The sequence below is a fragment of the Hydrogenobaculum acidophilum genome, assembly GCF_054656715.1.
In genome coordinates this window covers 1-23481 of the sequence record NZ_BAAHXP010000002.1, presented here as the reverse complement: position 1 = coordinate 23481, position 23481 = coordinate 1, and the positions used below count along the sequence as shown (strand labels likewise).

The window sequence follows — 23481 nt, the reverse complement described above, 5'->3', positions numbered from 1 at the left end:
GGTTTGATATGGAAGAGGTTTTGGATGTAGCTACAAATGCTATGACCGATACAATGGTAGAAAGACTCATAAGTAGTGTGTCTACGTTGGCTGAAATTTCAGATGCTATAGCCTCTTCTAAGCTTCTTAGTGTAATTGATAAGTTATCTAAAAACGCTGATATTTTGGAATCATCTTTAGACTCTGTTTTTGGGCTTTTATCGGCTATAAACACGTTAAACAACGCTTTTTCAGATACGATGATAGAAAGGTTGGTAGTAAGTTTGTCTAAAATAGCAGAGTTAACAGACTATATATCAAACTCCCAACTTATAGAAGTGGTAGAAAAAATAGCCAAAAATGCAGATACCCTAAATAAATCTATAGATTCTATAATAGGCTTTTCAAATGCTTTGGTGGTTATGGATAACGCTTTTACAGATTCTATGCTAGAAAGGATTGTGTCTTTTGTAGCTGAATTAGGTGAGCTAACCGATGAGCTAAGGATGGCAGAGCTAAAATCTATAATCCCTATGCTAAGCACCTTAGCCAAAGATGGTGCCATGGAAGCCCTTATAGATACGGCAAAGGCCTTAGTAACTATACGCAATGCCCTTTCTGACTCTATGCTAGAAAGAGTTGCTTCTATTGTAGTGGATACAATAGATTATTTTGCTTCGTTAAGAGCCCAAAGTATAGGTAGTTATTTGCTTGAATCTATTAATCAAACCACTAAAGAGTTTTCACAAAAAGAACAAAAACCAAGTATATTTGGTGTTTTAAAGGAACTAAAAGAGCCTCAAACACTTCAAAGTATCATGTTTATGTTGGCATTGATAAAAAATATGCCTCAAGGTCTAGCTAAAGCTACTGGATGTCAAAATTGCTAATTATTCTTGAAGATAGCCCCCGATGGGGGCTTATCAAATATGTGTATTAAGAGTTTAACGCCTCGTATACTTTTCCTACCAATGCTTCTGATGGCTTTAGGGTTTTGGCACCTTCTTGCCACTTTGCTGGGCATGCTTCATCTGGATGGCTCATAAGGTATATGTTTGCTTTTATCTTTCTTAAGAGTTCTTCGGCGTTTCTACCTACGTTGTAGAAATTAACTTCAGAAGCTACTAGTTTTCCTTCTGGGTTTATGATAAAGGTACCTCTTAAAGCCAATCCTGTATTTTCATCGTATACTGCGAAAAGCCTTGAAACTTTACCAGTAGGATCTGCACCCATTTGAAACTTGATGCCCTCTATTAGCTTTTCATCTCTAGCCCAAGCTAGATGTACATATTTTGTATCTGTACTTACAGAAATTAGCTCAACGCCGTTTTTTTCAAGCTCGTCTTGGATACTTTTTAGGTCTGCTAGTTCTGTAGGGCATACAAACGTATAATCTGCTGGGTAGAAAAATAGCACTGTCCACTTCTTGCTAGCTTTAGCCTCTGCTAAGCTAAATTTTCCAAAAGAACCAGTCTTTGGATTGTAGGTTTCCATTTCGAAATCTGGTACCATCATACCGACATGAACGTGTTCTGACATCTTTCTTACCTCCTAAATAAAATTTAATATTAAATAATAATTATTCTAAATTAGATAACAATGATATTAATCAAATTCATCTTTTTTCTCAATGTTTTCTTTTTTTAAGCTTTTAACAAAAACAAAACCCAATATTCCAAGAAATAGCATAATAGCCCATACTATATTGATAAGAAAAAGCTTAGAATTGCCAGATAAATTTTGTATCATTTACGTAATGCCTTGCATTTTTAAGGACATATCTTGAGGTTTTGAGGCGTTTAGAAGAGCTACATCTTTAGATATAAGTCCTTTGTTGTAAAGTTCTAATAAATGTGTATCAAAATCTTGAGTGCCGTAAGCGGCTTTATTTCGTCTTAGGAGCTCTGGTATTTCATCTAACCTTGTTGGGTCTAACAGTATATCTTTTGTGGCGCCTACGTTTAATAAAATTTCTATCGCTGGTATTACGCCAGGCTTATCGGCTCTTGGCAAAAGCCGCTGACTAAATATAGCCACCAGAGCACTGGCTAGCATGATTTTTATTTGCTCTCTCATTTCTAAAGGAAACATACCTATAAATCTGTTTATGGTTTCTTTGGCGTCTATTGTATGAAGGGTCGAAAACACTAAGTGCCCTGTTTCTGCTGCTTGAAGAGCTATGAGGGCGGTTTCTGTATCTCTTATTTCACCTACCAGTATAACATCAGGGTCTTCTCTTAGAGCAGCTCTTAACCCTGTTTGAAATGAAGTAGTGTCAAGACCTATTTCTCTTTGGACTATATAAGATTTTTTGTCTTTGTAAACATACTCTATTGGGTCTTCTACTGTTATAATAGTCCTATCGTAAGATTCGTTTATTCTATCTATGAGAGATGCTAGCGTTGTAGATTTGCCGCTACCTGTTGGACCAGTGACAAGTATGAGACCTTTTGAATATTTTAATACAGTATCTGGCATTACTTTTGGTAGGTTTATTTCTTCTGGATGAGGTATGAAGTTTGACAATACTCTAAGGGCTATAGCGGTATAACCCTTTTGTTTATATATGTTTACTCTATATCTTGAAAACTCCGTTTCATAAGAGATATCTATCTCACCTTTTTCCTGAAATTCATTTAACTTGTTTGGATATTTTTGCGTAAGCTCTTTTACTATGGTTTGCATATCGTTTTCAGTAATAGCCGGTAAAGATTCCTCTTTGTAAAGGTGCTTATGAGCCCTAAAAAACGGCTTTGATCCTACTTTTAAATGGATATCTGATACCGAACTTTCTTTTGCCTTTGACAATATTTCTAAAAGCATAATATTATTATATATTATAACTTTATTTTAGTTGTTGCCAAATAGTTTGTTGACCAAGTCTTGTGCTCTTTTCTGAGAAAACTTGTAATATGTGTCTATTGTGGTTTTAATATCAGAATGCCCAACAAACTCTTTGACTATCTCTGCTGAAAATCCGTAGTTTACTAAGTTTGTAATATAAGTGTGTCTAAAGCTATGGATGCTAAAACTGATATTCAAACGTTTAGATAGTCTATCTGTGTAAACTTGCAATACACCTCTTTTTACTTTAAAATTTTCATCAAAATCTTTTGTCCATTCGTATATTTGAAGACCTATTTCTATAGTTTTTTCTTTATTAAAACTTATTATAGGCGTAATACGTGGTTTATTCCTTTTTGTCATATTGGCATCTAGCCTTATCCACAGTATGTTGGATTTGTCTAAAAAGAAATTGTCTGGTTTTAATCGTTCGAATTCTATCAATCTTATACCGCTGTTTAGAAAAAGATTGTATATTTTGTAATACTTTGTATTTTTAACTGCCTTAAGTATCTTTTCTATTTCAGATTCTAAAAGGGCTTTTGGAGGATATTTTTGTTTTTTCATATTTAAGTCTTCTCTTACTTCGTCTATAGCTTTTAGTATGTCGTTGTAAATATCCTCGCTTAATATGTTCCTTCTATAGGAAAATTTAAGATAGTGCTTAAGAGCGCTTAGTATAGCTAACATAGTTTGGGGGGATAAAGACGAATGGTCTACGAAATTATACACATCCGTGGAAGATATGCATTTTAAGTCTTCCTCTGTATCTAAGCTTTTAGAAATTACAGTTGAAAAAGTTTTTATATTGTTGATGTAAGAATTTTTGGTGAAAGAGCTTCTAGTTCTCTCTAAATATTTAATCCAAGCATCTATTGTCCTCATATATACTTACTTATAAATTCATCGGCTATGGCTATATTTTTTTTAACAGAGGCTACAGATTTTCTCCATAGTTCTTTTTCGTAATCTGTCATCGGCACTTTTACTATTTTTTCTACACCCTCTTCGCTAAGTTTCACAGGAACGCCGACGCAAAGATTTTTAGCTTCATAATAATTTGAAGCTTCGTCGTCCAAAAGTACAGAGCAAGTCAGTACTCTTTTAGCGTTTAGAGCTATAGATTCTATCATTTCTACTACCGAGGCTGCGGGAGCGTGGTAGGCGGACGTCCCCATGTAATCTACAATCTCACCACCACCAAATCTGGTTCGTTCTACTAATTCTTTTATTTTTTTATCGTCTATAAGCGTTGAAACTGGTATACCACCTACGTTTGAAACGCTTACTAAAGGTACCATTTCGTCGCCATGCCCGCCTATTACATAAGCGTGAACATCTTTAGGGGATACGTTTAACTCAAGGGATATAAACGTCCTAAACCTTGAGGAATCAAGCACACCAGCCATTCCTACCACTTTCTTCTTGTCAAAACCAAGCAGCCTATAAACTGAATATGTCATTATATCTACTGGATTCGTGACAACTATCACTACCGAACTTTTAGCATATTTTTTAATCTGTGTTGCTATCGTGTTCATAATAGAAATATTTATACCAAGAAGATCATCTCTTGACATACCGGGTTTTCTTGGAAATCCCGCTGTTATCACCACTATATCGGAACCTTCTAAAGCTTCGTAGCCGTTGCCCTCTTGGTCTACTACAAAGCCTTGTATATCAGTATCTATCCCAAGGGCACAGGCCATTTGCAACATATCCAATGCCTTACCTTTTACGTGAGCGTAAAGCTTTTCACCGTCTTTTCTTGGCAAGTCAAACATACGTATATTTACAGCACCTTTTAATACCAAAAGAGATGCTATATGCTCTCCTACGTTTCCAGCACCTATTATAGAGACTGTTTTTTTGTGCCCCATGCTTTATCTCCTATTTTTTGATTTTATATATCTTAAAAGCCCACCACCCAAAAGCACTTCCTTTTGTTTAGGAGTCAGGTTGTAAGTTGCCTCTACTTCTTCTCCAGTGGTAAGATTTCTTATCTTCACGGGTTTATTTTCTTCTATAGATTTTCTAATGTCTAATATCTCTATCTCATCGTTTAGAGAAAACTTGTCGTAATCATTTTTGTTTATGAACTCCAAAGGAGCTATGCCAAAGTTTATCAAGTTTGCGTGGTGTATTCTTGCAAAGGATTTTGCTATAACAGCTCTAACGCCCAAAAACCTCGGAGCTAAAGCGGCATGCTCTCTGGAAGAGCCTTGTCCGTAGTTTTCTCCACCTATTATGATGCTATCATATCCTTCTTCTTTGTTTTGTTTGGTGCGTTTTACAAATTCTGGGTCCACCAAATAGTAAACATATTCTGATATAGCGTAAATGTTTGAACGAAGTGGCAATATCTGAGCTCCAGCTGGCATTATGTGGTCTGTGGTTATATTGTCTGTAACCTTTATAGCTACCTTGGCTTTTACGTTGTCTTTGAAAGGGTCAAAATCAGGTAAAGGTTTTATGTTTGGTCCCCTGTAAACTTCCACCTTTTTAGCCTCTTCTTCTGGCAATGGTGGTATTATAGCTTCATCTCCATATGGAAATCTTTCTGGCATGTCAACTTTTTTGTATTGTATGTTTCTTTCTTTGGCGAGTTTTCTTGGATCTTTTATAACTCCAGCTATAGCTGAAGCTGTGCAAACTTCTGGAGAAGCCAAATATACCTGCGCATCCTTTGTGCCAGAGCGTCCTTCAAAATTTCTATTGAAGCTTCTTACAGAAACACCTTTTGAAGGGGGTGCATATCCCATACCTATACAAGGACCGCATCCGCTTTCTAAAATCCTCGCTCCTGCTTTTAAAAAGTCTAGCAGTATACCTGTCTCGGTGGCATATTCTAAGGCTTGTTTTGAGCCCGGAGCCACAGCAAATATGGTATCATCGTTTACTTTTTGACCTTTTAGCAACATAGAAGCTCTTGATAAATCCGCAAACGATGAGTTGGTGCATGAACCTATTGCTACTTGGTCTACAGGAATACCTTCTACCTCGCTTACTTTTTTTACATTATCAGGAGAGTGTGGGCAGGCTATCAACGGCTCTAATTCAGATAAATTTATAGTTATAACCTCATCGTACTCTACATCCTTATCAGCTAAGAGTTCAATAAAATCTGACTCCCTTCCTTGGGCTTTCAAGAATAACTTTGTTTGCTCGTCCGATGGAAATATAGATGTAGTGGCACCTAGCTCTGCTCCCATATTTGTGATAGTGGCTCTTTCTGGGACTGTGAGTGTCTTTACGCCTTCGCCAAAATATTCAAATATCTTTCCTACGCCACCTTTTACCGTCAACCTTCTTAAAAGCTCTAAAATTATATCTTTAGCGCTTACCCACTCTTGCAATGATCCCAATAGCTCTACACCCACTATTTTTGGCATCTTAAGAGTAAACGGTTCGCCAGCAATAGCCGCTGCCACATCTAAGCCACCTGCGCCTATCGCTATCATACCCACAGCCCCACTAGTAGGGGTATGAGAATCAGAACCTATGAGGGTTTTGCCTGGTTTAGCAAACCTTTCCAAATGCACTTGATGGCATATGCCGTTGCCGGGTTTTGATAAATAAAGACCATATCTTTTTGCTACACTTATCAAATACTTATGGTCATCTGGATTTTTGAAGTCCGTTTGAAGCATATTGTGGTCTATATAGCTAACAGAAAGCTCTGTTTTTGCTCTATCTACGCCCATTGCTTCAAACTGCAGATAAGCCATTGTGCCTGTAGCGTCTTGGGTCAACGTCTGGTCTATTTTTATAGCTATCTCTTCGCCGGGTATTAGCTTTCCACTTACTAAGTGATTTTCTAATATTTTATAAGCTACCGTACCTTTTGCCATATCCTAACGATATCCTCCTTAATCCATATCTTCTTTGCTTAGCATATTTGATTTGTCAGCGCTTACGTTGCTGTCTACATCAAAAAATCTTGGGCTAAGCTTTTCTATTACCTTTGGTAAGGTGGTATATTCCATTTCTTCGCTGGGGAGTCTATGAGGTTCAAATATGCCTTGTCTTCTTAATATGTTTGCAATATCAGAAGCTACTTTTCTAGCATAATCATACGCTTTATCTTTAAACATATCTCTTGGGCCTATCAACATACCGTTCGCAATTTGAAAACCTGCCGCTATAACTCTTGGTGGTCCATCAAATCTTGATGGTGTGGCATCTTCAAAGCCAACCGGCATAATTGGTCCATTGTGAGAACCCCTCATCCAGCCTTCTACTATCCATGGTCTTGCAAAAGGTTCCAACGCCTCTCCTACTGCTGGAAAACCGCTTTGAGTACGCACTATCATAACTGGGTCGTCTTTTCCTACGTATTGACCTGCTATCAAAGATAGTTTTTGTATAGATGCTACTGCTGCTATTTCACCGTCTATGTTTCTATGTACTTCCTTTACAACGTATTTTGATGCTGAACTTATAAGGGCTAAAAGGTCGTAAAGCTCTGAAGGCGTATTTAGTTTTACGGCTTTTCCAGTGTAAACATCTAATACTGTAAATGTAAAACCTTCATGCATTTTGGGGTCTATAACAAGACCTGCTGTGTTCATTGGACTTGCAAACATTTCATAAAGAGCCAAGTTCCAAGCGCTGGGTGATGTTTTATCGGCAAAGTATACTATAACTGGTTCAGATGGTCTTTCCTCAAACTCCATCTCTGCTACGCCTGGTCCTAGACCTTTGATATTTCCACTAAAAGCGTCTGTTAACAAATCTTGACCTGCTCCGTAAAGCTTCAGTTTTTTAGCAACCTCTGTGCCTGCGCTAAAAGCATCCCAGGCTAGCTTATGCACTTTTTCGCTATCGACACCATGCTGATGGGTCATGACAAGGGCTATATCATCACCGCAAGTAAGCACTTTAAGATCTATTATTAGGCTTCCAACAAACTTTCTTACATAATCTTCTGTGACTTTTACAACCTCGGGATGGGTACATGAATGACCCACGTATCCTCCAATATCTGCTTTGATAACGCTTAGTGTTATTTTCATGGCTTTCCTCCTTAAAGGTTTATTACATATATTTTAATATATTTTCTTAATTTAATAGTGGAATTTATTATAATAATTTTATATGAAAAACTTAAAACCTATATATAAAACCTATAAATCATTGTTAGAACCCCATAAGCTCCACGACAAACTAGGTGATTTATTTGAATTTTTTGAGGATGCTATTATAGTGTCTCTTACGTTGTTACTTTTTTACTTGAGTATCCTAGCTATATTAGATATAGCAGAATATATGATATACGATAAATATTCTTTCTCTAAGATACTTCCAAAGTTTACATACCTTTTTATATTAGCGGAGCTTTTTAGGCTTATGATAGTCTATCTAAAAGAAAGACGCCTTGATACAGCTCTTATTATTAAAACTACTATTATAGCTGTGTTGAGAGAGCTTCTCATAAGAGCACCTTATATGCATATAGACGATTATATTGGTATAAGTATTTTGCTTTCTGTTTTAGCACTCATGTATTATGTGCCGAAATATTTCTTCGTAAAAGATTTGAGAAAAGGGTATTACAAACGTTTAAAGGTTTATAAAAAAGGTAAAAAATATATTGCAAAACCAGAACCTATAGAAGAGGGTTAATTTTAAAATTTATTGTTAGAGAACTCGGCTTTATAAATTTTATCGTTTTTGTCTACCCAGAAGTTTGCATAAAATTTCCTTTCTTCTACCTCGGGTGGAAAACAATCTACTGTACCAAAATAGTATGAATATCCGGTGCAAGTTGAGGGATATATGTATCTTCTTACGAAAACATAACTAAATATTCTAGACCCATCTTTTAGCTTAATAACGCTTGAAGGTGGGCCAAACTCTTCTATCAATGTGCTTAGGTTTGCTCCTACCAAGGAATTAACTTTAGAAGATATATAATAGCTATAATTGTTTGTAGCGCTAGAGCAAGAATACAGCAATATTGAAAATCCTATTAGTAAAGCCCAGGCGGCTCTATAAATTCCTCTTCTAACTCTTTTGAACTTCTTGGTATCTTTGTAGAGCTTAACCATTTATAAGTTAATATAAGCCAAAATGAAGCTATGACAATGTCTACTATTGGCATGGTTTTTGGGCTTGTAAGAAAGATACCACCAAAAACACCACCTAAGAAAGCCCCAACAAATTGATTCATGTTGTAAAAACCCATGGAAAGCCCTCTTAAATCTTTATGGGTCAATTTTGTTAGAAGAGATGGCATAATGGGTTCTAGTAAGAAGAATCCTATAAAGAAGAAAAGTATGAGAAGAGTACCTGCTATTATCCCTTTGAATACAAAAAATGATATAAAACCCAATATTAGCATAAAGATAGCTGTTAGGAAAACTTCCTTCATTTTTGCCTTTCTTTCAGCTATTATAGTGGCTGGTACCATTATAACAAGAGCAACAAATACCGTAGGTAAATATACTATCCAATGATGAGATTTTGGGAAGTTGTGTTTTATGAAATAAATCGGCACTACTGTAAAAATAGATACTAAAAAGTAATGGGCTATAGTTACAGATGTATTTAGCATAATCTGATTTTTATCCTTCATAAGAGCTATGATATTTTTTAATGAAGGGTGTATCTCTCTATCTTTTGCGTGGACTTTTGGTTCTTTTATGAAAAGCAGGATATAAAGCATAGCTATAAAAGATAATATACCTGTAATATAAAACATCATAGGTACACCGAGGTAGTGAGCCATAATTGGAGCTACTACTATGGAAAAGGCGAAGACCATGCCTATAGCAGCACCTATATGGGCAAAGGCTTGAGTTCTTACCTCTTCTCTGGTGAGGTCCGCTGCTAAAGATGAAAGTGCTGAAGATACAGCGCCAAAGCCTTGAAGAAATCTAGCTAAAACAAGTTCTATAGCGGTATGGGCAAATCCAGCCCAGAAGCTACCAAGCACATAAGTTAGCATACCTATGGTAATTATTGGCTTTCTTCCATATTTGTCTGATAAGTATCCAAAAGGTATCTGTAAAAAAGCTTGAGCAAAACCGTAAGTTCCAAAAGCTAATCCAACAAGCATAGGGGTAGAGCCTGGCAAACTTTTAGCGTAAGGTGATAATACTGGTAAAAGCAAGAAAAGCCCAAGCATCCTAACGGATATGGCGAACGTTATGCCTAAAACCGATTTTCTCTCTTCTTTAGTAAACCCTTTCATATTCAATTATTATATATTGAGAATATAAAAAATTTATAATAAGTGATAGGGCTCATCCACTGATAAAAACTTTTGCAATTTTTTTTATTTTATGTTATTATATAAATACATTGTTAAGGTGAGTAGCTCAGTGGGAGAGCGACGCCCTTACAAGGCGTAGGTCGCAGGTTCGACCCCTGTCTCACCTATTTTAACTAATACAAAAAGGGGCAAATTATGGAAGTAAGAAAAGCCGTAATTCCAGCTGCTGGGTGGGGCACCAGATTTTTACCAGCCACTAAGGCTATGCCAAAAGAGATGTTCCCTATAATAGATAAACCCGTTATTCAGTTTATAGTTGAAGAGCTTTTGGTAAGCGATATAGAAAATATAATATTTGTAACCGGGAGACACAAAAGACCATTGGAGCATCATTTTGATGTAAACACAGATTTAGAGATATTTTTAGAAAAGAATGGTAAAAAAGAGCTTTTAGAGAATATAAAAACGGTATCACACCTTATAAACCCTATATACATAAGACAAAAAGAGCAACTTGGTCTTGGGCATGCGGTGTTGACGGCTGAACCTGTGGTGGGCGCTGAGCCATTTGTGGTATCTCTTGGCGATATAGTTATTCAAACAGATGTCAATATAATTTCAGAAATGAAGAATCTGTATAAAAAATTTGGTAAAAGCATAGTGGCGGTGTATGAGGTGCCAAAAAACGAAGTCAATAAATACGGTATAGTTTCTGGCAAAGAAATTGAAGACGATATATTTCTAATAGAAAATATGGTGGAGAAGCCGGATGTAGAGTCAGCTCCATCAAATCTGGCTATACTTGGAAGATATCTATTCACACCCACTATATTTGAAAAGCTTAAAAATACAAAACCAGGCAAAGGTGGTGAGATACAGCTAACGGATGCGATGAAGATGCTTTTAGAGGAAGAGGCTGTTTATGCCTATAAAATAAAAGCTAAAGTGTATGATACAGGTAATAAACTAGACTATTTAAAAACGATAGTGGAGCTTGCTTTACAAAAAGAAGATTTGAAAGAAGAGTTTTTTAGCTTTTTGAAAGATATAGTGCAAAATGGCCTATTATAAGTATAACTATGATATAAGTCTTCTTACAGAGGAAGATTTATATCTTTTCAACGAAGGAACTCACTATCATCTTTATGAAAAGCTGGGCGCTCACGTATTTAAAGACGGTGTTTATTTTGCAGTGTGGGCTCCAAATGCAAAAGAGGTTTATGTAGAAGGTAGCTTTAATTTTTGGAACAAGAAAGAGTACCCGTTAAGACCAAAAGGCAGCTCTGGAATATGGGAGATTTTTATAGAGGGTTTGAGAGCTTTTGAACTATACAAATATTTTATAGTTTCAAACTTTGGTTACGAAGTTGAAAAGTTAGATCCATTTGCCTTTTATACAGAGATACCACCAAAAAGCGCCGGTATAATCTATGATTTATCTGGATACCAATGGAAAGATGATGCTTGGTTTTTAAAAAGAAAAAATACCAATCATTATCATGAGCCTATAAATATATATGAAGTGCATATAGGCTCTTGGAGAAGGACTTTAGAGAATAATTTCCTATCCTATAAAGATATAGCACATCAGCTTGTAGAGTATGTCAAAAACATGGGTTTTACCCACGTGGAATTTTTACCTATTATGGAACATCCATTTTACGGGTCTTGGGGATATCAAACGCTTTCTTACTTTGCTCCTACATCTCGCTACGGTGAGCCTAAAGACTTTATGTATCTTATAGACTTGTTACATCAAAACGATATAGGCGTTATACTTGACTGGGTGCCTTCTCATTTTGCTACAGACGATTACGGTCTTTCTTTTTTTGATGGGACCCATCTTTACGAGCATATGGATAAAAGGAAGGGTTATCATCCTGACTGGGGAAGTTTTATATTTAACTATGGAAGACACGAAGTAAGGTCATTTTTAATAAGCAGTGCAAACTTCTGGTTTGATAAATACCATGCCGATGGCATAAGAGTGGATGCTGTAGCTTCAATGCTTTATTTAGATTATTCTAGAAAAGAAGGAGAGTGGGAGCCAAATATCTATGGTGGCAAAGAAAACTTAGAAGCTATAGATTTTATAAGAAAGCTAAACGAAGCGGTGTATCACTTTAACCCTGGTATATTCACCGTTGCCGAAGAATCCACCGCTTGGCCTATGGTTACTAAGCCAACTTATGTAGGGGGGCTTGGTTTTGGATTTAAGTGGGATATGGGATGGATGCACGACACTTTGAGATACTTCTCTAAAGACCCTATCCATAGAAAATACCACCAACAAGATATCACTTTTAGAATGCTTTACGCTTTTAACGAAAACTTCATATTGCCGCTTTCTCATGACGAGGTTGTGCACGGCAAAGGCTCTTTGCTAAACAAAATGCCTGGGGATTACTGGCAAAAGTTTGCAAACTTAAGACTTTTGCTGTCTTATATGTACGCTAGTCCAGGCAAGAAGCTTCTTTTTATGGGCGATGAATTTGGTCAATTTGACGAATGGAATCACGATAAAAGTTTAGACTGGCATCTTTTAGAGTTTGACTCTCACAAAGGGGTACAAAACTTGGTGAGGGATTTAAATAAACTTTACAAAAACGAAAGGGCTTTGTATGAATTAGATCATGACCCTGCTGGTTTTGAATGGGTAGATTTTCAAGATGTAGAGCAATCTGTTTTTTCTTTCTTAAGAAAAGCCAAAAACGGTGATTTTATACTATGCGTATTCAATGCAACACCAGTGGTTAGAAACAACTATAAAGTAGGTGTACCAAAAGAAGGACTTTATAAAGAAATATTAAATTCGGATTCTATCTATTACTGGGGTTCAAACGTAGGAAATATACATGTCGTAGAGGCTAAAAAAGAGCGCTGGCATAAGTTTGATTTTTCTATAGAGCTTACGCTCCCACCTTTAGGGGCTTTATTTTTCAAACTAGCTTAATTTTATATACATTTTATAATGATACTTTAAAATATTTTATATGAGCAATTTAGGATTTCTTCATTTTGAAGGTCTGGGGGCTGTTGTGCTTGTTGTAATAGTGGTTGCTATAACTGGGGCTCTTGTTTTGGCTCAAAAGCTTGATAAAAATGAAGAAGAGGAAGATTTGGACTAATTAATTCAACAAAGCATCTACAAAAGTTTCTGGTTCAAATGGGTCTAAATCTTCTATCCTTTCACCATCGGCAGTTATATATATCGGAAGACCTAAATCTTTACAAATAGATACAACGCTACCACCTTTTGACGTACCGTCTAACTTCGTTATAATAAGACCGTTTATATCCACTGCCTCTTTGAAAATCTTAGCTTGGGATATGGAATTCTGACCTATAGTAGAATCTAATACCAACATGACTTTGTGAGGGGCTTTTTTATAGGCTTTTTGAACTGATTTTTTAATCTTTCTAAGCTCGTTTATAAGGGGTTCTTTGGTATGAAGCCTACCTGCCGTATCTATAATTACAACATCGTAGTTTTCTTCTACGCCTTTTTTTACCGCTTCAAAAGCCACTGCGGCTGGATCAGCTCCTTCGTGTTTTTTAACTATATCTACTTTGGCTCTTTGGGCCCACACTTCTAACTGTTCTATAGCTGCCGCTCTAAAGGTATCAGCCGCCCCTAAAAGCACTTTTTTGTTTTGAGCCTTGTATATACTAGCGAGCTTTCCTATAGTGGTGGTTTTCCCAGAGCCGTTTACTCCTAAAAATAGTATTACGAAAGGTTTTTCTTTTTCGTTTAAAAGCTCAAAAAAGAGTTCCTTGTTTCCACAGTTTTTAACAATATTTAAAAGTTCTTGTTTAAGAATAGGCTTTAGCTCTTCGGCAGTGCTTAGATTTCTTTTTATAGCCTCTTTTTTAAGGTTTTCTATAATGTTTAAAACAAGCTTTACGTTTATGTCTGCTCTTATAAGTTTTTCTTCTAACTCTTCAAATAGCTCTTCATCTATCTTTCTGTTGATAAATATTGTATTTAAAAGTATAGCGTCTTTTGTTTTTTGGAGTGTTTTGCTTATTTTTTCAAAAAAGCTCTCTTTTGGTATGTCCACTATACCCAATATTTTCTTTAAATCAAAAATTACATTCTCTACTTCTTTCTTTTTATCGTAAGGGACTATCTGATAAGCTCTATTTATAATCTCTAAAGCTTTTTGATAATCACCGATGTGTTTGTAGAGAAGGCCAGCTTTGTAAAGACTGTTAAAATCCCCAATTTTTAGATATTCTTCAATGGCTTTTGTAATATAACCAGATTCTTCATAAACAAGTGCTCTTTCTGGTGCGGTACCAACATCTTTGTATCTGTCTAAAAGTGTGTAAGCTTTGTAATACTCTCCTTTGTTTAAGTAAAGGCCAAAAAGTATTTTTCTGAGTTCTTCGTTATCCTTAAATTTTTCTAGTATGCTTTCGGCTTTTGACGTTTTACCTTCTCTTATTAATTCTAGTATCGCTTCTTTAGAACCCTCTTCTGCCTTTTTCTCTGTGTCTGATTTTCTCCAGAAAAACATAATATTATTATACTAAAATTACATGTTTTTAGCGGGTTTCTCTTATTTTATCTATAGACTATACTTTTCCTTCATTGTGAAGATTTGGTTGTTCATTTATCTTATACTATGGCAGTTGTTAAGAAGAAAGACACATGACAAAAAGCAAAATATATTATGCCAATCATAGGGAGTTTGTTTATACCAGCTATCCCGTATCCTAACCCTGGTAAAACTATAAGGGCGTTGATTAGCCATATTACCAAAGCATAGGAAAGGGCTCTAGCGATAACTGATAGGCTTTTAAGCATAGGGTCCACGATATAAACATATATGATAGCCATAATAACACCAGTTATGTAGTGAAACCCAAGTTTGCCTACTTTTGGTGAAATGTAGCTAAGGTAACCGTGGGCCCCCATGGTATAGGATAAACTATAACGCCTATTGTACCTGCAAAATTGCAAAAGTTAATTTTTTCATCTAATAACTCCATCCAAAGTATTTAAAGGTCTGTTTTGCTTCGATTACGTAGTTGTAAAATTCTTTAGCGCAGCTATTTTTATCACCTTTGTAGGTAAGAGATAAATCCATATCTCTATATATAACATGACGCTTTGGTACATAGTAATCTTTTATATGATGGGCTATAGCCCAGATGTTGTATATGATAAAAGCGTTTATATCCTTGTGGGCATCCCAATATTCCAATGCATCTTTGGAGTTGTAGGATATATGAGATATGTTTTTTTCTATGGCTTTTAAAAGCTTAAAATTTCCGTATTTCATCGCCATATCTTCCCAGAGCCCCACTTGGCCAGCACCGTTTACCACGAGTATTTTAACGCCAGGTTTGGCTAAATCTTTAAAGCTTTTTATTTGTATATTTCTATATATAATAGCAGAAGGTCTATAGTAAACGGGTTTTATGGTAGCCCTATCTATATTGGGTAGTTTTCTTAGAAAATCTTCCATCATGTTTTCAGAGCCACTATAAATGACATCTCCGTTTTTCAAAGCCTCTTTTTTCCAAGCCGGTAAAGGTCCAGCTTTTATAATCGCCTTACACTTATTTTGGTTTTTATTAAACTCTTTTACCACATAGTTCATTGCTGGATAAGGCCCTCCTGGACCATATATATGTATTAGCATATTTTAAACCTCCTAATGTTTTATTAGTTAAATGGTAAATTTTTACCTATAAAAGTCAAGATATATTTTATTATATAATTTTCATAAAAAAGCAAAATCTAACTTATATTAAAAATAAGATAAGCATCTTTGTTTTATTGAAATTAAAAATTATTTTAGTTTTAAATTAAATTTTGGAGGTATGTATGAGAAAAATTAAAGCTTCCTCTTTGTTATATATTTCTATCATAGGCATAGCTGCTATAGGCGTTTCTTCTTGCGGTGGTAGCGGCAGCTCCTCTTCTATGCCATCCACCATCTCTCAGCTAAGTGTGGTTAAGCAAGTAGCTTGTACTATTGCTCCAAATGGCGATCAAAATCCTTATGGCTTAGCCACTACTCCACCAAGCTATACCAATACTTCAAACGTGCTTCAACCAGGTGATATACTTATAACAGATTTTAGTAATAGCGCCGGTGCAAATACTGGTACTTCCATTATGAGATATTCTCCAAGCTCTGGAACTATATCACTGTTTTATAGTGAAACTGTGGGAGTGGGTCCTGTAGCTGTGGCTATAAGCCCATTAGGTAGTCCTTGGATAGCAAATTATGACCCAGGGTATATAAATCCTCTTGATGGGGCTACTACAGGAGATGGTAATGTCTTGGTTATAACACCAAACGGTACAAACTTTCCAAACAACGTAGGCATCATAGATAACAACAGCGGTGCCACTTTTAATCCTCCTACCAGTAAATTTGCAGGACCTTGGGGTCAAGCTCTTGGAGTATACAAAACACCCAGCTCTACGGTAGTAGAATTTTTTGTTACACAAGTGGAATCTGGTGCTGTACAAAGGCAAAACTTTGTGCCGGGCCATTTTAACACTGAAACCGTTACAACTCTTGGATATCTTCCAAGTGGAACAAACGCTTTTGACCCCACAGGACCTCAAGGTATGGTTTATGATCCAAAGACGGATACTCTTTATGTGGCAAGCACTCAAGATAACGCTATATACGCTTTTCCATGCGCAAGCATTATAAGTAATACAATTGCACCTATCAAGGTCTATCAGGGCTCACCTTTAGATGCCCCGCTTGGTCTTACTATGAACCCTATAAACGGCGATTTGATTACGGTAAATCAGCTAAACAACAACATGGTAGAGATAGCTCCAAATATGCAGAGCTTAAGCCAATGTCAAGAAACTTTCTCTCCTCAAGTGGTGGCTGTAAGACAAGTGGATTCTGTACCAGTTAATGCAAACACTGGTAATGGTTCTGCGTTGTTTGGGGTTTTGGCTACTACTTACAACGGAAGTTTGGTGGTTTACTATACAGATTCCAATTACAATACACTAAATGTGTTATGCACACCTGGGTACTGTCCTCCGTCAAATACTCAATCATTGTCTATGTGTAAGCCGGCTAGTGGTATATCACAACCGTTTTCTCCATGATTCATATCTAAGAGGCTAAAGGGCGCAAAGCCCTTTAGTTTTACATAATCTCTGGGGCTTTTATATTTAAAATATCAAATATAATGTCAAAGATTTTTTGTGTGGCATAAACTAAGGATATGCGTTTTTTTGTAGTGTTCTCGTCCTTGGTTATAACTTTGTGAGTGTTGTAAAACTTGTGGAAGCTTTTTGCTATATCAAGGGATAGTTTTACTACAAGGCTTGGATCTTTTTTTATAACAGCGTCAAAGAGCATATCTTTTGAAGAAAGTATTTGTTTGATAAGTTCAACTTCCTCTTCTTCGTAAGTGTAGTTATCTTTGTAAAAGCTAAATACGAAAGGTTCTTTTAGCTGTCTTTTTATACCCATTGTCCTTGCGTAAGCATACTGCACGTAAAAGACAGGATTTTCTGAGTTTTGGGCTTTTACCAAGCTTATATCTATATCAAGGGGTGTGTCGGCTTTTTTTGTCAAAAACATAAACCTTAAATTATCAGCACCTAAATCTTCTATCACTTCTTGTAACTTTATCATCTCACCGGTTCTTTTTGACATTCTTACCTCTTGTCCATCTTTAAAAAGTCTTACAATTTGAAAAAGCTCTACACTTAGCCAATCTGATGGTATGCCAAGCACTTCTAAAGCGGATGTTAGCCTTGGTATATAACCATGATGGTCAGCTCCCCATAGGTCTATAGCTTTTTTATAGCCCCTCTCATATTTGTTTAAATGATAAGCTATGTCAGATGCAAAGTATGTGTAAGACCCATCGCTTTTTCTTAGGACTCTATCCTTATCTTCGCCCTTTGATTTAAACCAAATAGCACCTTCTTTTTCTTCTAATGCGTTTTTTTCTTCTAAAAGCTTTAAAATTCTTTCAACGTCATCTTTTAACGTTCTTTCGCTAAAATATGTATCAAACTCTACGTTCAAAAGCTTTAGAGTAATTTTAATATCTTCCATAATTTTTGAAATGGCAAAATTCTTTAACTCTTCAAAGTCTATATTTCCTTTTGAAGGATGGTTTTTTAAAAACTCTTTTGCTAAATCTTTTACATAATCTCCTTTGTATCCATCCTTTGGAAAAGGATATGTATCTTGGTCTATGTAGTGGAGTATACTTTTTGTGAGTAAGTTTACTTGGTTGCCGGCATCGTTTATATAGTATTCTCTGTCTACTTTTATATCAAAAAATCTAAAAAGCCTATAAAGAACATCTCCTATAACAGCACCTCTTCCATGCCCAAGATGAAGTGGACCGGTGGGGTTTGCACTAACATATTCTAAGTTTATCTTGTCATCTTTTTTTATACCAAAAGCTTCAAAAATTGTATAATCTTTAAGGTAGTTCGTAGGATTTTCCAAAAATTCAAACAAAAGCTTTTCATAAAAACCATGAGATAGCTTCATGTTGATAAAGCCATTTAGAGCCTCTATTTTTTCGAAATGATGAAATGTCTTAAGATGTTCTGATATATTAACAGCTATATCTTGGGGTTTTTGTTTTAAGGATTTTGATAGAATAAAAGCTATGTTTGAAGCAAAATCTCCGTAAGACTCTTCTTTTGGAAGTTGTATTTGAGGGTTTGTATCAAGGTTGTATATCTTTTTAATGGTTTCTTTTAAAATATTTTTAACAACTTCTTTCATATATTTCTCCTTAGGAAGGTCTTATCACTGCTAAAAGTATTACGCATATGCCGGCTATGATTAGAAAAGGTGAAACGATCTTTATAAACTTTCCATAAGCTTTTATGTCGTTTTTAACATGTATGAAATATACGTTTAAAGCTTCCATTGGTAAGAAAAACCCAAAGACGATAGGAAGCTTCATCATAAGCCAAGGTATAGGCTTAAACCCAAGCATAGAGTACATTCCTATACCAAAAAATATCACCAAGAAAAAGGCAAAAAGTTCCAAGTTTACAAGCTTTTTATAGAATTTCCACATATAATCGTAATCACAATTTATACCTTTTTCATAGGCTACAATGGTAAAAAGCCCTAGCGATGAAGAGGCTCCAGCCCACAAAATTATAGACATGATGTGAAGAGCTTTTAATATTAGAAATATCATATCAACTCCTTTGGAAACGGTTCCAAGTAAGCTTGTTTTAGTATATACTCCTCATCAAATCTTATAGCAAAAGCTTTTAACATATAAAGAGGTACAAACAAATCCACCTTGTCTTCTTTGAAAAGTTTCAACACCTCCATAAAGTGACGCCTTTCGGCATTGCTTATCTTTCTTGAAAAGTACCCAAAAATATGCTCTAAGACGTTTATATGGCTTAATTTTCTTTTTTTTGAGTTTAACGCTTTTAAAAAATGTTTCTTGTAAGCATCTTTTACAACATCAAAATCCTCGTTTTTAGAAGATGCCACAAGCTTACCTAAAAACCTCATAATATTTTGATTGTAATACATCAATGTAAACTTATACCTTGTATGAAAGTTTATAAGTTCACTGTAGTCTTTCATATTTTTAAAGGTATTTTTTAAATCCGCGATGGCAAATATCTTTGTCAAAAAATCATGTTTTATATCATCGTCTAAAAGTCTTTTTTCTTCTTCTATGGGATAATCTGGAAAAGCTTCCAAAAGCTCCCTGGCAAAAAAACCAGGACCTTTACCAAGGCTTTGCCCGTTTTCGTGAAAATACTTTGCGCTGTAAACTCCGCAAGAAGGGGATTTTGATTTTAAGATGGCACCGTCTATATCTAAATCTTTTACAAAATTTTTAGAAAATTCTATCATCTTTTGGCTAACATCTAATCCAGTGGAAGGTTGTATAAGTCTTAAGCTATCGTCTTTTTTTTGAATTAAGATTGGGTCTCTTGGTATGCCAAGGCCTATTGCTACTTCTGGACATACTTTTATTACATTTACAAAATTTGATATGCTTTTAACAAAATCATCGCTTATAAAAGCTCCGTTGTATCTACAGGCTTCAAAAAAGCAAGAGCTTACAAGGATATTAGGCTTTACCAACAGCTTCATCCAAAGCGTTTAAAAATATGTCTATACGATTTTCTACCTTGTCTTTTTCTTTTTCTTCCTTGAAATGTTCTAAGGCTTTTTGTTTTAGAGCTGTTTTATCTATAGTTTTTTTACCTTTTATCTCTTCGCATAGAAAATCAGACACCGCCAAGAGTTTTTTACAACGCTTTGTAGCTTTGAACTTACAATCTACAATAGTATCGTTTTCTTTTTTTATAAAAAGCTCAAGACGATGACATCCTTCTTTGCAAAGGCCATACATTAGACCTTCTAAGTTTTCTGAAACTTCATTTTTAAGACCAGCCTTCAAATACTCATCTACCTTCATTTATAAGCACCTCCGCTATTTGGATTGCATTTGTAGCAGCACCTTTTCTTATGTTGTCTGCCACTACCCACATGCTTATACCGTTGTCAAAGGCTCTATCTTTTCTTATCCTTCCCACAAACACTTCATCCCTTCCTTCCACCACTATTGGTATTGGGTATACAGAGTCCTTTGGCTCATCCATAAGTATTACACTTGGAGCTTTTCTTAAAAGTTCTCTTATCTTTGGAACATCGGGCTCTTTCTTTAACTCTAAACTTATAGCTTCCGAATGACCATAAAATACAGGTACTCTTACAGTGGTAGCAGATACTCTTATATCGTTGTCATGAAGCATCTTTCTTGTTTCGTTTAACATTTTTGTTTCTTCTTTGGTATATCCATCTTCTAAAAATACATCTATATGAGGTATCACGTTAAAAGCTATACGTTTTGGCAACACGCTATTTGGTTCTATTCTTTTCTTTTGGCACCAGTTTTCCGTTTGGGTTTTTAGCTCTTCTATAGCCTTAGCTCCAGCCCCTGATACCGCTTGATATGTAGATACTATAATCTTTGATATACCAAACTCATCGTATATAGGCTTTATAGCCACGAGCATCTGAATGGTGGAGCAGTTTGGATTTGCTATTATGCCTTTATGCTTTTTTACGTCTTCTTTATTTACCTCTGGAACCACTAAAGGCACATTTTCATCCATTCTCCAAGCAGAAGAGTTGTCTATAACCACTACTCCATCTTTGGCAAACTTTGGAGCCCATTCTTTGCTTACGCTAGAGCCTGCCGAAAAAAGTGCTATATCTATACCTTTAAAAGAATCTTGCTTTTCTAAAGCCTCTACCTTATATTCACAACCTTTGAAGGTAAGTGTTTTGCCTTCTGATTTTAAAGAGGCAAAAAGCCTAAGCTCTTTTACGGGAAAGTTTCTTTCTTCCAAAACCTTTAAAAACGCTCTTCCTACTTCACCAGTAGCCCCTACTATCGCAACATTTACCATATAGATAAGTATTATAATAAATTAGAAGCTATTCTGCAACGGATTTTCTGTATAATATACTTATATGGAAATGAAGGATGTATTGAAGTACCTCTGGAAAGGTTTTTCTTATCTTATAGTGGCTTATGGATACTATCTATTTTACGTATTTTGCCTCGATACATTTTATAGGTTTTATAGCTATAACAAATCCCAATATTTTGCAGGATTTGTAACACTTATAGCTATAGGTATAGGCTTTGGTATTTGGCTTTTGGGGAAGAAAAAAGAAGCATGAGATTTTTTGTAGGTATTTTTACTACCAAAAAGTTAGAAGAGCATATAAATAGATTAAAAGATGAATTATCAGATGCAATATTGGGAAAATGGGTAGAGCCTCAAAACCTTCATATTACGTTGCAGTTTGTAGGTAATGTAGAAGAGCCAAAAAGAGTAAATCTTCTTTACAATCTTGAAGAGATATCGGAAAACTTTTCACCTTTTACAGTGGCTTACACTGGTGTAGGGGCTTTTCCAAACACAAGCAAGCCTCGTATTCTTTGGATAGGCATATCAAAAGGGGCAAACAGTTTAAAGGTTTTGGCAAACAAGATAGTAAAAGCCAACGCTAAAAGTGGTATAGAACCAGAATCAAAACCCTTCTATCCACACGTAAGTATATGTAGAATAAATGAAATAACCTCAAATAAAATCTACCCGTTTATGAGAAAACATAAAGATATATTCTTTTTAGAAGAGGAAATAAACAAAATAGCTCTTGTTAAAAGCTCACTTACAAGTGTAGGACCTATATATACAATAGTTGAGGAATTTTATTTAAAAGGGAGTGATATCAGAACATGAGCACTTATAAAGAAGCAGGTGTAGACATAGAAAAAGCCGATCGTTTTGTGGGCTTTTTGAAAGAAAGACTTTCTAATCTCAATAAAAACCTAACACAAGCGCTTCCTTTTGGTGCTTTTGCGGCAGGATTTTTGGTAGAAGATTGTGATTTGGTGATAACTTCTACTACAGATGGGGTAGGTACCAAGCTAAAGATAGCTCAAAGTGTAAATATACACAACACCGTTGGTATAGACTTGGTAGCTATGAATGTCAACGACATAATAACCACTGGCTCAACGCCAAAGGCTTTTTTGGATTATATAGCCATAGGAAAAATAGAAGATAGCCTCATAAACCCTTTGATAGATGGTATTATTAGAGGTTGTGAAGAAGCTTGTACGCCTTTAGTGGGCGGGGAAACGGCAGAGATGCCTAGTTTTTACAAAGAGGGAGAATACGATTTGGCTGGATTTTGTATAGGCATATGCAAAAAGGACGATGTGATAACTGGATCCAATATAGAAGAAAACGATATTATAATAGCGCTACCGTCATCTGGGTTTCACAGCAACGGTTTTTCTCTTATAAGGCATGTTTTGGAAAAGCAAAATCTTACATACCATGCTTATGTAAACGAATTTGGTAAAGAGCTTTGGGAAATATTGCTTACACCTACTAGAATATATGTGAAAGATATTTTAGACCTAAAAAGCAAAATAAAGATAAAAGGCATGGCTCATATAACAGGCGGTGGAATCCCTGGCAATTTACCAAGGGTTATACCAGATGGATTAAAAGCGATTGTATATAACTACGATATACCTGATTTATTTTTATGGTTTCAAAAGCTTGGAAACATAGATAAAAAAGAAATGTATAAAACCTTCAACATGGGTATAGGGTTTATGGCCGTAATAGACGAGAAAGATAGGGATATTGCCTTAAGTATTTTAAAAGATGCTTTTGTGGTAGGGCATATTGAAAGTTCTAAAGATGGTCAAAAAATTGTTTTAAATGACGTATAGTCATAAAAATTGAGTATAGTCATAACTAATCAAAAATTAATACATACATTAATATTATCAACTTAAAGGAGGTTGCATGTATGTTTGAATATAGCGATGTGGTTTTGGATCACTTCCTTAACCCAAGAAACGTAGGGGTTTTGGAAGATGCCAACGGCGTAGGCCAATGT

Annotated in this window: 27 protein-coding genes and 1 tRNA gene; 11 read left to right on the top strand and 17 right to left on the bottom strand. The window is 35.6% G+C overall.

Features of this window, described 5'->3' with window-relative positions:
• The first annotated feature begins 8 nt into the window (after nucleotides 1-8).
• Nucleotides 9-869 (top strand): helical membrane plugin domain-containing protein, encoded by an 861-nt coding sequence (locus tag ACYQZV_RS01250; RefSeq protein ID WP_459892379.1) that lies wholly within the window; start codon nucleotides 9-11, stop codon nucleotides 867-869.
• Nucleotides 870-915: 46 nt separating this feature from the next.
• Here ACYQZV_RS01250 and ACYQZV_RS01245 read toward each other — a convergent pair whose 3' ends face one another.
• The 7 genes from ACYQZV_RS01245 to fbp all read right to left on the bottom strand — a co-directional run bounded on the left by ACYQZV_RS01245 (nucleotide 916) and on the right by fbp (nucleotide 7838).
• Nucleotides 916-1518 carry a peroxiredoxin gene (locus ACYQZV_RS01245; protein ID WP_459892377.1) on the bottom strand — a complete coding sequence of 201 codons (603 nt, stop codon included), beginning with the start codon at nucleotides 1516-1518 and terminating at the stop codon, nucleotides 916-918.
• A 66-nt stretch (nucleotides 1519-1584) separates the two neighbouring features.
• On the bottom strand, nucleotides 1585-1728 hold the full coding sequence (locus tag ACYQZV_RS01240; protein ID WP_459892375.1) for a hypothetical protein: 144 nt from the start codon (nucleotides 1726-1728) through the stop codon (nucleotides 1585-1587).
• On the bottom strand, nucleotides 1729-2802 hold the full coding sequence (locus tag ACYQZV_RS01235) for a type IV pilus twitching motility protein PilT (protein ID WP_459892374.1): 1074 nt from the start codon (nucleotides 2800-2802) through the stop codon (nucleotides 1729-1731).
• A 27-nt stretch (nucleotides 2803-2829) separates the two neighbouring features.
• Entirely contained in the window at nucleotides 2830-3708 is an 879-nt protein-coding gene (locus tag ACYQZV_RS01230) for a tyrosine-type recombinase/integrase (protein WP_459892372.1), read from the bottom strand.
• Nucleotides 3705-4703 carry a malate dehydrogenase gene (locus tag ACYQZV_RS01225; RefSeq protein WP_459892369.1) on the bottom strand — a complete coding sequence of 333 codons (999 nt, stop codon included), beginning with the start codon at nucleotides 4701-4703 and terminating at the stop codon, nucleotides 3705-3707. The genes ACYQZV_RS01230 and ACYQZV_RS01225 overlap by 4 nt, the downstream gene beginning before the upstream one ends.
• A 3-nt stretch (nucleotides 4704-4706) precedes the next feature.
• Nucleotides 4707-6674, bottom strand: a complete 1968-nt coding sequence (locus tag ACYQZV_RS01220) for an aconitate hydratase (RefSeq protein WP_459892367.1) — start codon at nucleotides 6672-6674, stop codon at nucleotides 4707-4709.
• Between the two features lie 18 nt (nucleotides 6675-6692).
• A complete protein-coding gene (gene fbp / locus ACYQZV_RS01215; RefSeq protein ID WP_459892365.1) occupies nucleotides 6693-7838 on the bottom strand; it encodes a fructose-1,6-bisphosphate aldolase/phosphatase in 1146 nt (381 codons plus the stop codon).
• A gap of 82 nt (nucleotides 7839-7920) precedes the next feature.
• Here fbp and ACYQZV_RS01210 point away from each other — a divergent pair, with 82 nt between their 5' ends.
• A complete protein-coding gene (locus ACYQZV_RS01210) occupies nucleotides 7921-8448 on the top strand; it encodes a phosphate-starvation-inducible PsiE family protein (protein WP_459892363.1) in 528 nt (175 codons plus the stop codon).
• Between the two features lie 2 nt (nucleotides 8449-8450).
• On the opposite strand, the gene ACYQZV_RS01205 is transcribed toward ACYQZV_RS01210, so the two are convergent.
• Both ACYQZV_RS01205 and ACYQZV_RS01200 read right to left on the bottom strand, forming a co-directional pair.
• The gene (locus ACYQZV_RS01205) at nucleotides 8451-8873 is read right to left on the bottom strand and encodes a hypothetical protein (RefSeq protein WP_459892361.1); all 423 of its coding nucleotides are present in this window, start codon (nucleotides 8871-8873) and stop codon (nucleotides 8451-8453) included.
• Nucleotides 8795-10018, bottom strand: a complete 1224-nt coding sequence (locus ACYQZV_RS01200; protein WP_459892359.1) for an MFS transporter — start codon at nucleotides 10016-10018, stop codon at nucleotides 8795-8797. Before ACYQZV_RS01200 ends, ACYQZV_RS01205 begins: the two co-directional genes overlap by 79 nt.
• 116 nt (nucleotides 10019-10134) lie before the next feature.
• On the opposite strand from ACYQZV_RS01200, the gene ACYQZV_RS01195 reads away from it, so the two are divergent.
• The 4 genes from ACYQZV_RS01195 to ACYQZV_RS01180 all read left to right on the top strand — a co-directional run bounded on the left by ACYQZV_RS01195 (nucleotide 10135) and on the right by ACYQZV_RS01180 (nucleotide 13167).
• Nucleotides 10135-10206: transfer RNA gene (locus ACYQZV_RS01195), tRNA-Val, on the top strand.
• A gap of 28 nt (nucleotides 10207-10234) precedes the next feature.
• The gene (gene galU / locus ACYQZV_RS01190; protein WP_459892357.1) at nucleotides 10235-11110 is read left to right on the top strand and encodes a UTP--glucose-1-phosphate uridylyltransferase GalU; all 876 of its coding nucleotides are present in this window, start codon (nucleotides 10235-10237) and stop codon (nucleotides 11108-11110) included.
• Entirely contained in the window at nucleotides 11097-12992 is a 1896-nt protein-coding gene (glgB, locus tag ACYQZV_RS01185) for a 1,4-alpha-glucan branching protein GlgB (RefSeq protein WP_459892355.1), read from the top strand. Before galU ends, glgB begins: the two co-directional genes overlap by 14 nt.
• A 40-nt stretch (nucleotides 12993-13032) precedes the next feature.
• A complete protein-coding gene (locus ACYQZV_RS01180; RefSeq protein ID WP_459892353.1) occupies nucleotides 13033-13167 on the top strand; it encodes a hypothetical protein in 135 nt (44 codons plus the stop codon).
• Here the strand turns inward: ACYQZV_RS01180 and ftsY are convergent, their stop codons facing one another.
• The 3 genes from ftsY to ACYQZV_RS01165 all read right to left on the bottom strand — a co-directional run bounded on the left by ftsY (nucleotide 13168) and on the right by ACYQZV_RS01165 (nucleotide 15690).
• Complete coding sequence (gene ftsY / locus ACYQZV_RS01175; RefSeq protein ID WP_459892351.1) at nucleotides 13168-14559, bottom strand: signal recognition particle-docking protein FtsY; 1392 nt, start codon at nucleotides 14557-14559, stop codon at nucleotides 13168-13170.
• A gap of 101 nt (nucleotides 14560-14660) precedes the next feature.
• The gene (locus ACYQZV_RS01170; protein WP_459892349.1) at nucleotides 14661-14960 is read right to left on the bottom strand and encodes a hypothetical protein; all 300 of its coding nucleotides are present in this window, start codon (nucleotides 14958-14960) and stop codon (nucleotides 14661-14663) included.
• Between the two features lie 61 nt (nucleotides 14961-15021).
• Nucleotides 15022-15690, bottom strand: a complete 669-nt coding sequence (locus tag ACYQZV_RS01165; protein WP_459892347.1) for a substrate-binding domain-containing protein — start codon at nucleotides 15688-15690, stop codon at nucleotides 15022-15024.
• Between the two features lie 185 nt (nucleotides 15691-15875).
• Here ACYQZV_RS01165 and ACYQZV_RS01160 point away from each other — a divergent pair, with 185 nt between their 5' ends.
• The gene (locus ACYQZV_RS01160) at nucleotides 15876-17135 is read left to right on the top strand and encodes an NHL repeat-containing protein (RefSeq protein ID WP_459892345.1); all 1260 of its coding nucleotides are present in this window, start codon (nucleotides 15876-15878) and stop codon (nucleotides 17133-17135) included.
• Between the two features lie 40 nt (nucleotides 17136-17175).
• Here ACYQZV_RS01160 and argS read toward each other — a convergent pair whose 3' ends face one another.
• From argS to asd, 5 genes are read right to left on the bottom strand one after another with little or no spacing between them, the layout of a single operon-like run.
• Entirely contained in the window at nucleotides 17176-18786 is a 1611-nt protein-coding gene (argS, locus tag ACYQZV_RS01155) for an arginine--tRNA ligase (protein WP_459892343.1), read from the bottom strand.
• Nucleotides 18787-18796: 10 nt separating this feature from the next.
• Nucleotides 18797-19213 carry a hypothetical protein gene (locus ACYQZV_RS01150; RefSeq protein WP_459892342.1) on the bottom strand — a complete coding sequence of 139 codons (417 nt, stop codon included), beginning with the start codon at nucleotides 19211-19213 and terminating at the stop codon, nucleotides 18797-18799.
• On the bottom strand, nucleotides 19210-20136 hold the full coding sequence (locus ACYQZV_RS01145; protein ID WP_459892340.1) for a YbgA family protein: 927 nt from the start codon (nucleotides 20134-20136) through the stop codon (nucleotides 19210-19212). The genes ACYQZV_RS01150 and ACYQZV_RS01145 overlap by 4 nt, the downstream gene beginning before the upstream one ends.
• Nucleotides 20114-20464, bottom strand: coding sequence for an iron-sulfur cluster assembly scaffold protein (locus ACYQZV_RS01140; protein ID WP_459892338.1), 351 nt, complete (start codon nucleotides 20462-20464; stop codon nucleotides 20114-20116). Before ACYQZV_RS01140 ends, ACYQZV_RS01145 begins: the two co-directional genes overlap by 23 nt.
• Nucleotides 20451-21461 (bottom strand): aspartate-semialdehyde dehydrogenase, encoded by a 1011-nt coding sequence (asd, locus tag ACYQZV_RS01135; RefSeq protein ID WP_459892336.1) that lies wholly within the window; start codon nucleotides 21459-21461, stop codon nucleotides 20451-20453. The genes ACYQZV_RS01140 and asd overlap by 14 nt, the downstream gene beginning before the upstream one ends.
• 64 nt (nucleotides 21462-21525) lie before the next feature.
• Between asd and ACYQZV_RS01130 the strand changes: the two genes are divergently transcribed.
• From ACYQZV_RS01130 to ACYQZV_RS01115, 4 genes are all read left to right on the top strand, one after another.
• Nucleotides 21526-21738: a hypothetical protein gene (locus tag ACYQZV_RS01130; protein WP_459892334.1), complete on the top strand. Its 213-nt coding sequence runs from the start codon at nucleotides 21526-21528 to the stop codon at nucleotides 21736-21738.
• The gene (gene thpR / locus ACYQZV_RS01125) at nucleotides 21735-22304 is read left to right on the top strand and encodes an RNA 2',3'-cyclic phosphodiesterase (protein ID WP_459892332.1); all 570 of its coding nucleotides are present in this window, start codon (nucleotides 21735-21737) and stop codon (nucleotides 22302-22304) included. Before ACYQZV_RS01130 ends, thpR begins: the two co-directional genes overlap by 4 nt.
• The gene (gene purM / locus ACYQZV_RS01120) at nucleotides 22301-23311 is read left to right on the top strand and encodes a phosphoribosylformylglycinamidine cyclo-ligase (RefSeq protein ID WP_459892330.1); all 1011 of its coding nucleotides are present in this window, start codon (nucleotides 22301-22303) and stop codon (nucleotides 23309-23311) included. Before thpR ends, purM begins: the two co-directional genes overlap by 4 nt.
• Nucleotides 23312-23391: 80 nt before the next feature.
• Nucleotides 23392-23481, top strand: a 90-nt coding sequence (locus ACYQZV_RS01115; RefSeq protein WP_459892770.1) for an iron-sulfur cluster assembly scaffold protein, incomplete at its 3' end; no start/stop codon positions are given.

Excerpts from the sequence above, each read along its gene's own strand:
- ftsY (WP_459892351.1), bottom strand. The coding sequence starts at position 14,559 with ATGTTTTTCTGGAGAAAATCAGACACAGAGAAAAAGGCAGAAGAGGGT.
- argS (WP_459892343.1), bottom strand. The coding sequence starts at position 18,786 with ATGAAAGAAGTTGTTAAAAATATTTTAAAAGAAACCATTAAAAAGATA.
- ACYQZV_RS01230 (WP_459892372.1), bottom strand. The coding sequence starts at position 3,708 with ATGAGGACAATAGATGCTTGGATTAAATATTTAGAGAGAACTAGAAGC.
- thpR (WP_459892332.1), top strand. The coding sequence starts at position 21,735 with ATGAGATTTTTTGTAGGTATTTTTACTACCAAAAAGTTAGAAGAGCAT.
- ACYQZV_RS01240 (WP_459892375.1), bottom strand. The coding sequence starts at position 1,728 with ATGATACAAAATTTATCTGGCAATTCTAAGCTTTTTCTTATCAATATA.
- ACYQZV_RS01235 (WP_459892374.1), bottom strand. The coding sequence starts at position 2,802 with ATGCTTTTAGAAATATTGTCAAAGGCAAAAGAAAGTTCGGTATCAGAT.
- ACYQZV_RS01245 (WP_459892377.1), bottom strand. The coding sequence starts at position 1,518 with ATGTCAGAACACGTTCATGTCGGTATGATGGTACCAGATTTCGAAATG.
- ACYQZV_RS01220 (WP_459892367.1), bottom strand. The coding sequence starts at position 6,674 with ATGGCAAAAGGTACGGTAGCTTATAAAATATTAGAAAATCACTTAGTA.
- ACYQZV_RS01170 (WP_459892349.1), bottom strand. The coding sequence starts at position 14,960 with ATGGGGGCCCACGGTTACCTTAGCTACATTTCACCAAAAGTAGGCAAA.
- ACYQZV_RS01165 (WP_459892347.1), bottom strand. The coding sequence starts at position 15,690 with ATGCTAATACATATATATGGTCCAGGAGGGCCTTATCCAGCAATGAAC.
- asd (WP_459892336.1), bottom strand. The coding sequence starts at position 21,461 with ATGGTAAATGTTGCGATAGTAGGGGCTACTGGTGAAGTAGGAAGAGCG.
- ACYQZV_RS01250 (WP_459892379.1), top strand. The coding sequence starts at position 9 with ATGGAAGAGGTTTTGGATGTAGCTACAAATGCTATGACCGATACAATG.
- ACYQZV_RS01140 (WP_459892338.1), bottom strand. The coding sequence starts at position 20,464 with ATGAAGGTAGATGAGTATTTGAAGGCTGGTCTTAAAAATGAAGTTTCA.
- ACYQZV_RS01225 (WP_459892369.1), bottom strand. The coding sequence starts at position 4,703 with ATGGGGCACAAAAAAACAGTCTCTATAATAGGTGCTGGAAACGTAGGA.
- glgB (WP_459892355.1), top strand. The coding sequence starts at position 11,097 with ATGGCCTATTATAAGTATAACTATGATATAAGTCTTCTTACAGAGGAA.
- ACYQZV_RS01205 (WP_459892361.1), bottom strand. The coding sequence starts at position 8,873 with ATGGTTAAGCTCTACAAAGATACCAAGAAGTTCAAAAGAGTTAGAAGA.
- ACYQZV_RS01130 (WP_459892334.1), top strand. The coding sequence starts at position 21,526 with ATGGAAATGAAGGATGTATTGAAGTACCTCTGGAAAGGTTTTTCTTAT.
- ACYQZV_RS01145 (WP_459892340.1), bottom strand. The coding sequence starts at position 20,136 with ATGAAGCTGTTGGTAAAGCCTAATATCCTTGTAAGCTCTTGCTTTTTT.
- ACYQZV_RS01210 (WP_459892363.1), top strand. The coding sequence starts at position 7,921 with ATGAAAAACTTAAAACCTATATATAAAACCTATAAATCATTGTTAGAA.
- ACYQZV_RS01180 (WP_459892353.1), top strand. The coding sequence starts at position 13,033 with ATGAGCAATTTAGGATTTCTTCATTTTGAAGGTCTGGGGGCTGTTGTG.
- ACYQZV_RS01150 (WP_459892342.1), bottom strand. The coding sequence starts at position 19,213 with ATGATATTTCTAATATTAAAAGCTCTTCACATCATGTCTATAATTTTG.
- purM (WP_459892330.1), top strand. The coding sequence starts at position 22,301 with ATGAGCACTTATAAAGAAGCAGGTGTAGACATAGAAAAAGCCGATCGT.
- galU (WP_459892357.1), top strand. The coding sequence starts at position 10,235 with ATGGAAGTAAGAAAAGCCGTAATTCCAGCTGCTGGGTGGGGCACCAGA.
- ACYQZV_RS01200 (WP_459892359.1), bottom strand. The coding sequence starts at position 10,018 with ATGAAAGGGTTTACTAAAGAAGAGAGAAAATCGGTTTTAGGCATAACG.
- ACYQZV_RS01160 (WP_459892345.1), top strand. The coding sequence starts at position 15,876 with ATGAGAAAAATTAAAGCTTCCTCTTTGTTATATATTTCTATCATAGGC.
- fbp (WP_459892365.1), bottom strand. The coding sequence starts at position 7,838 with ATGAAAATAACACTAAGCGTTATCAAAGCAGATATTGGAGGATACGTG.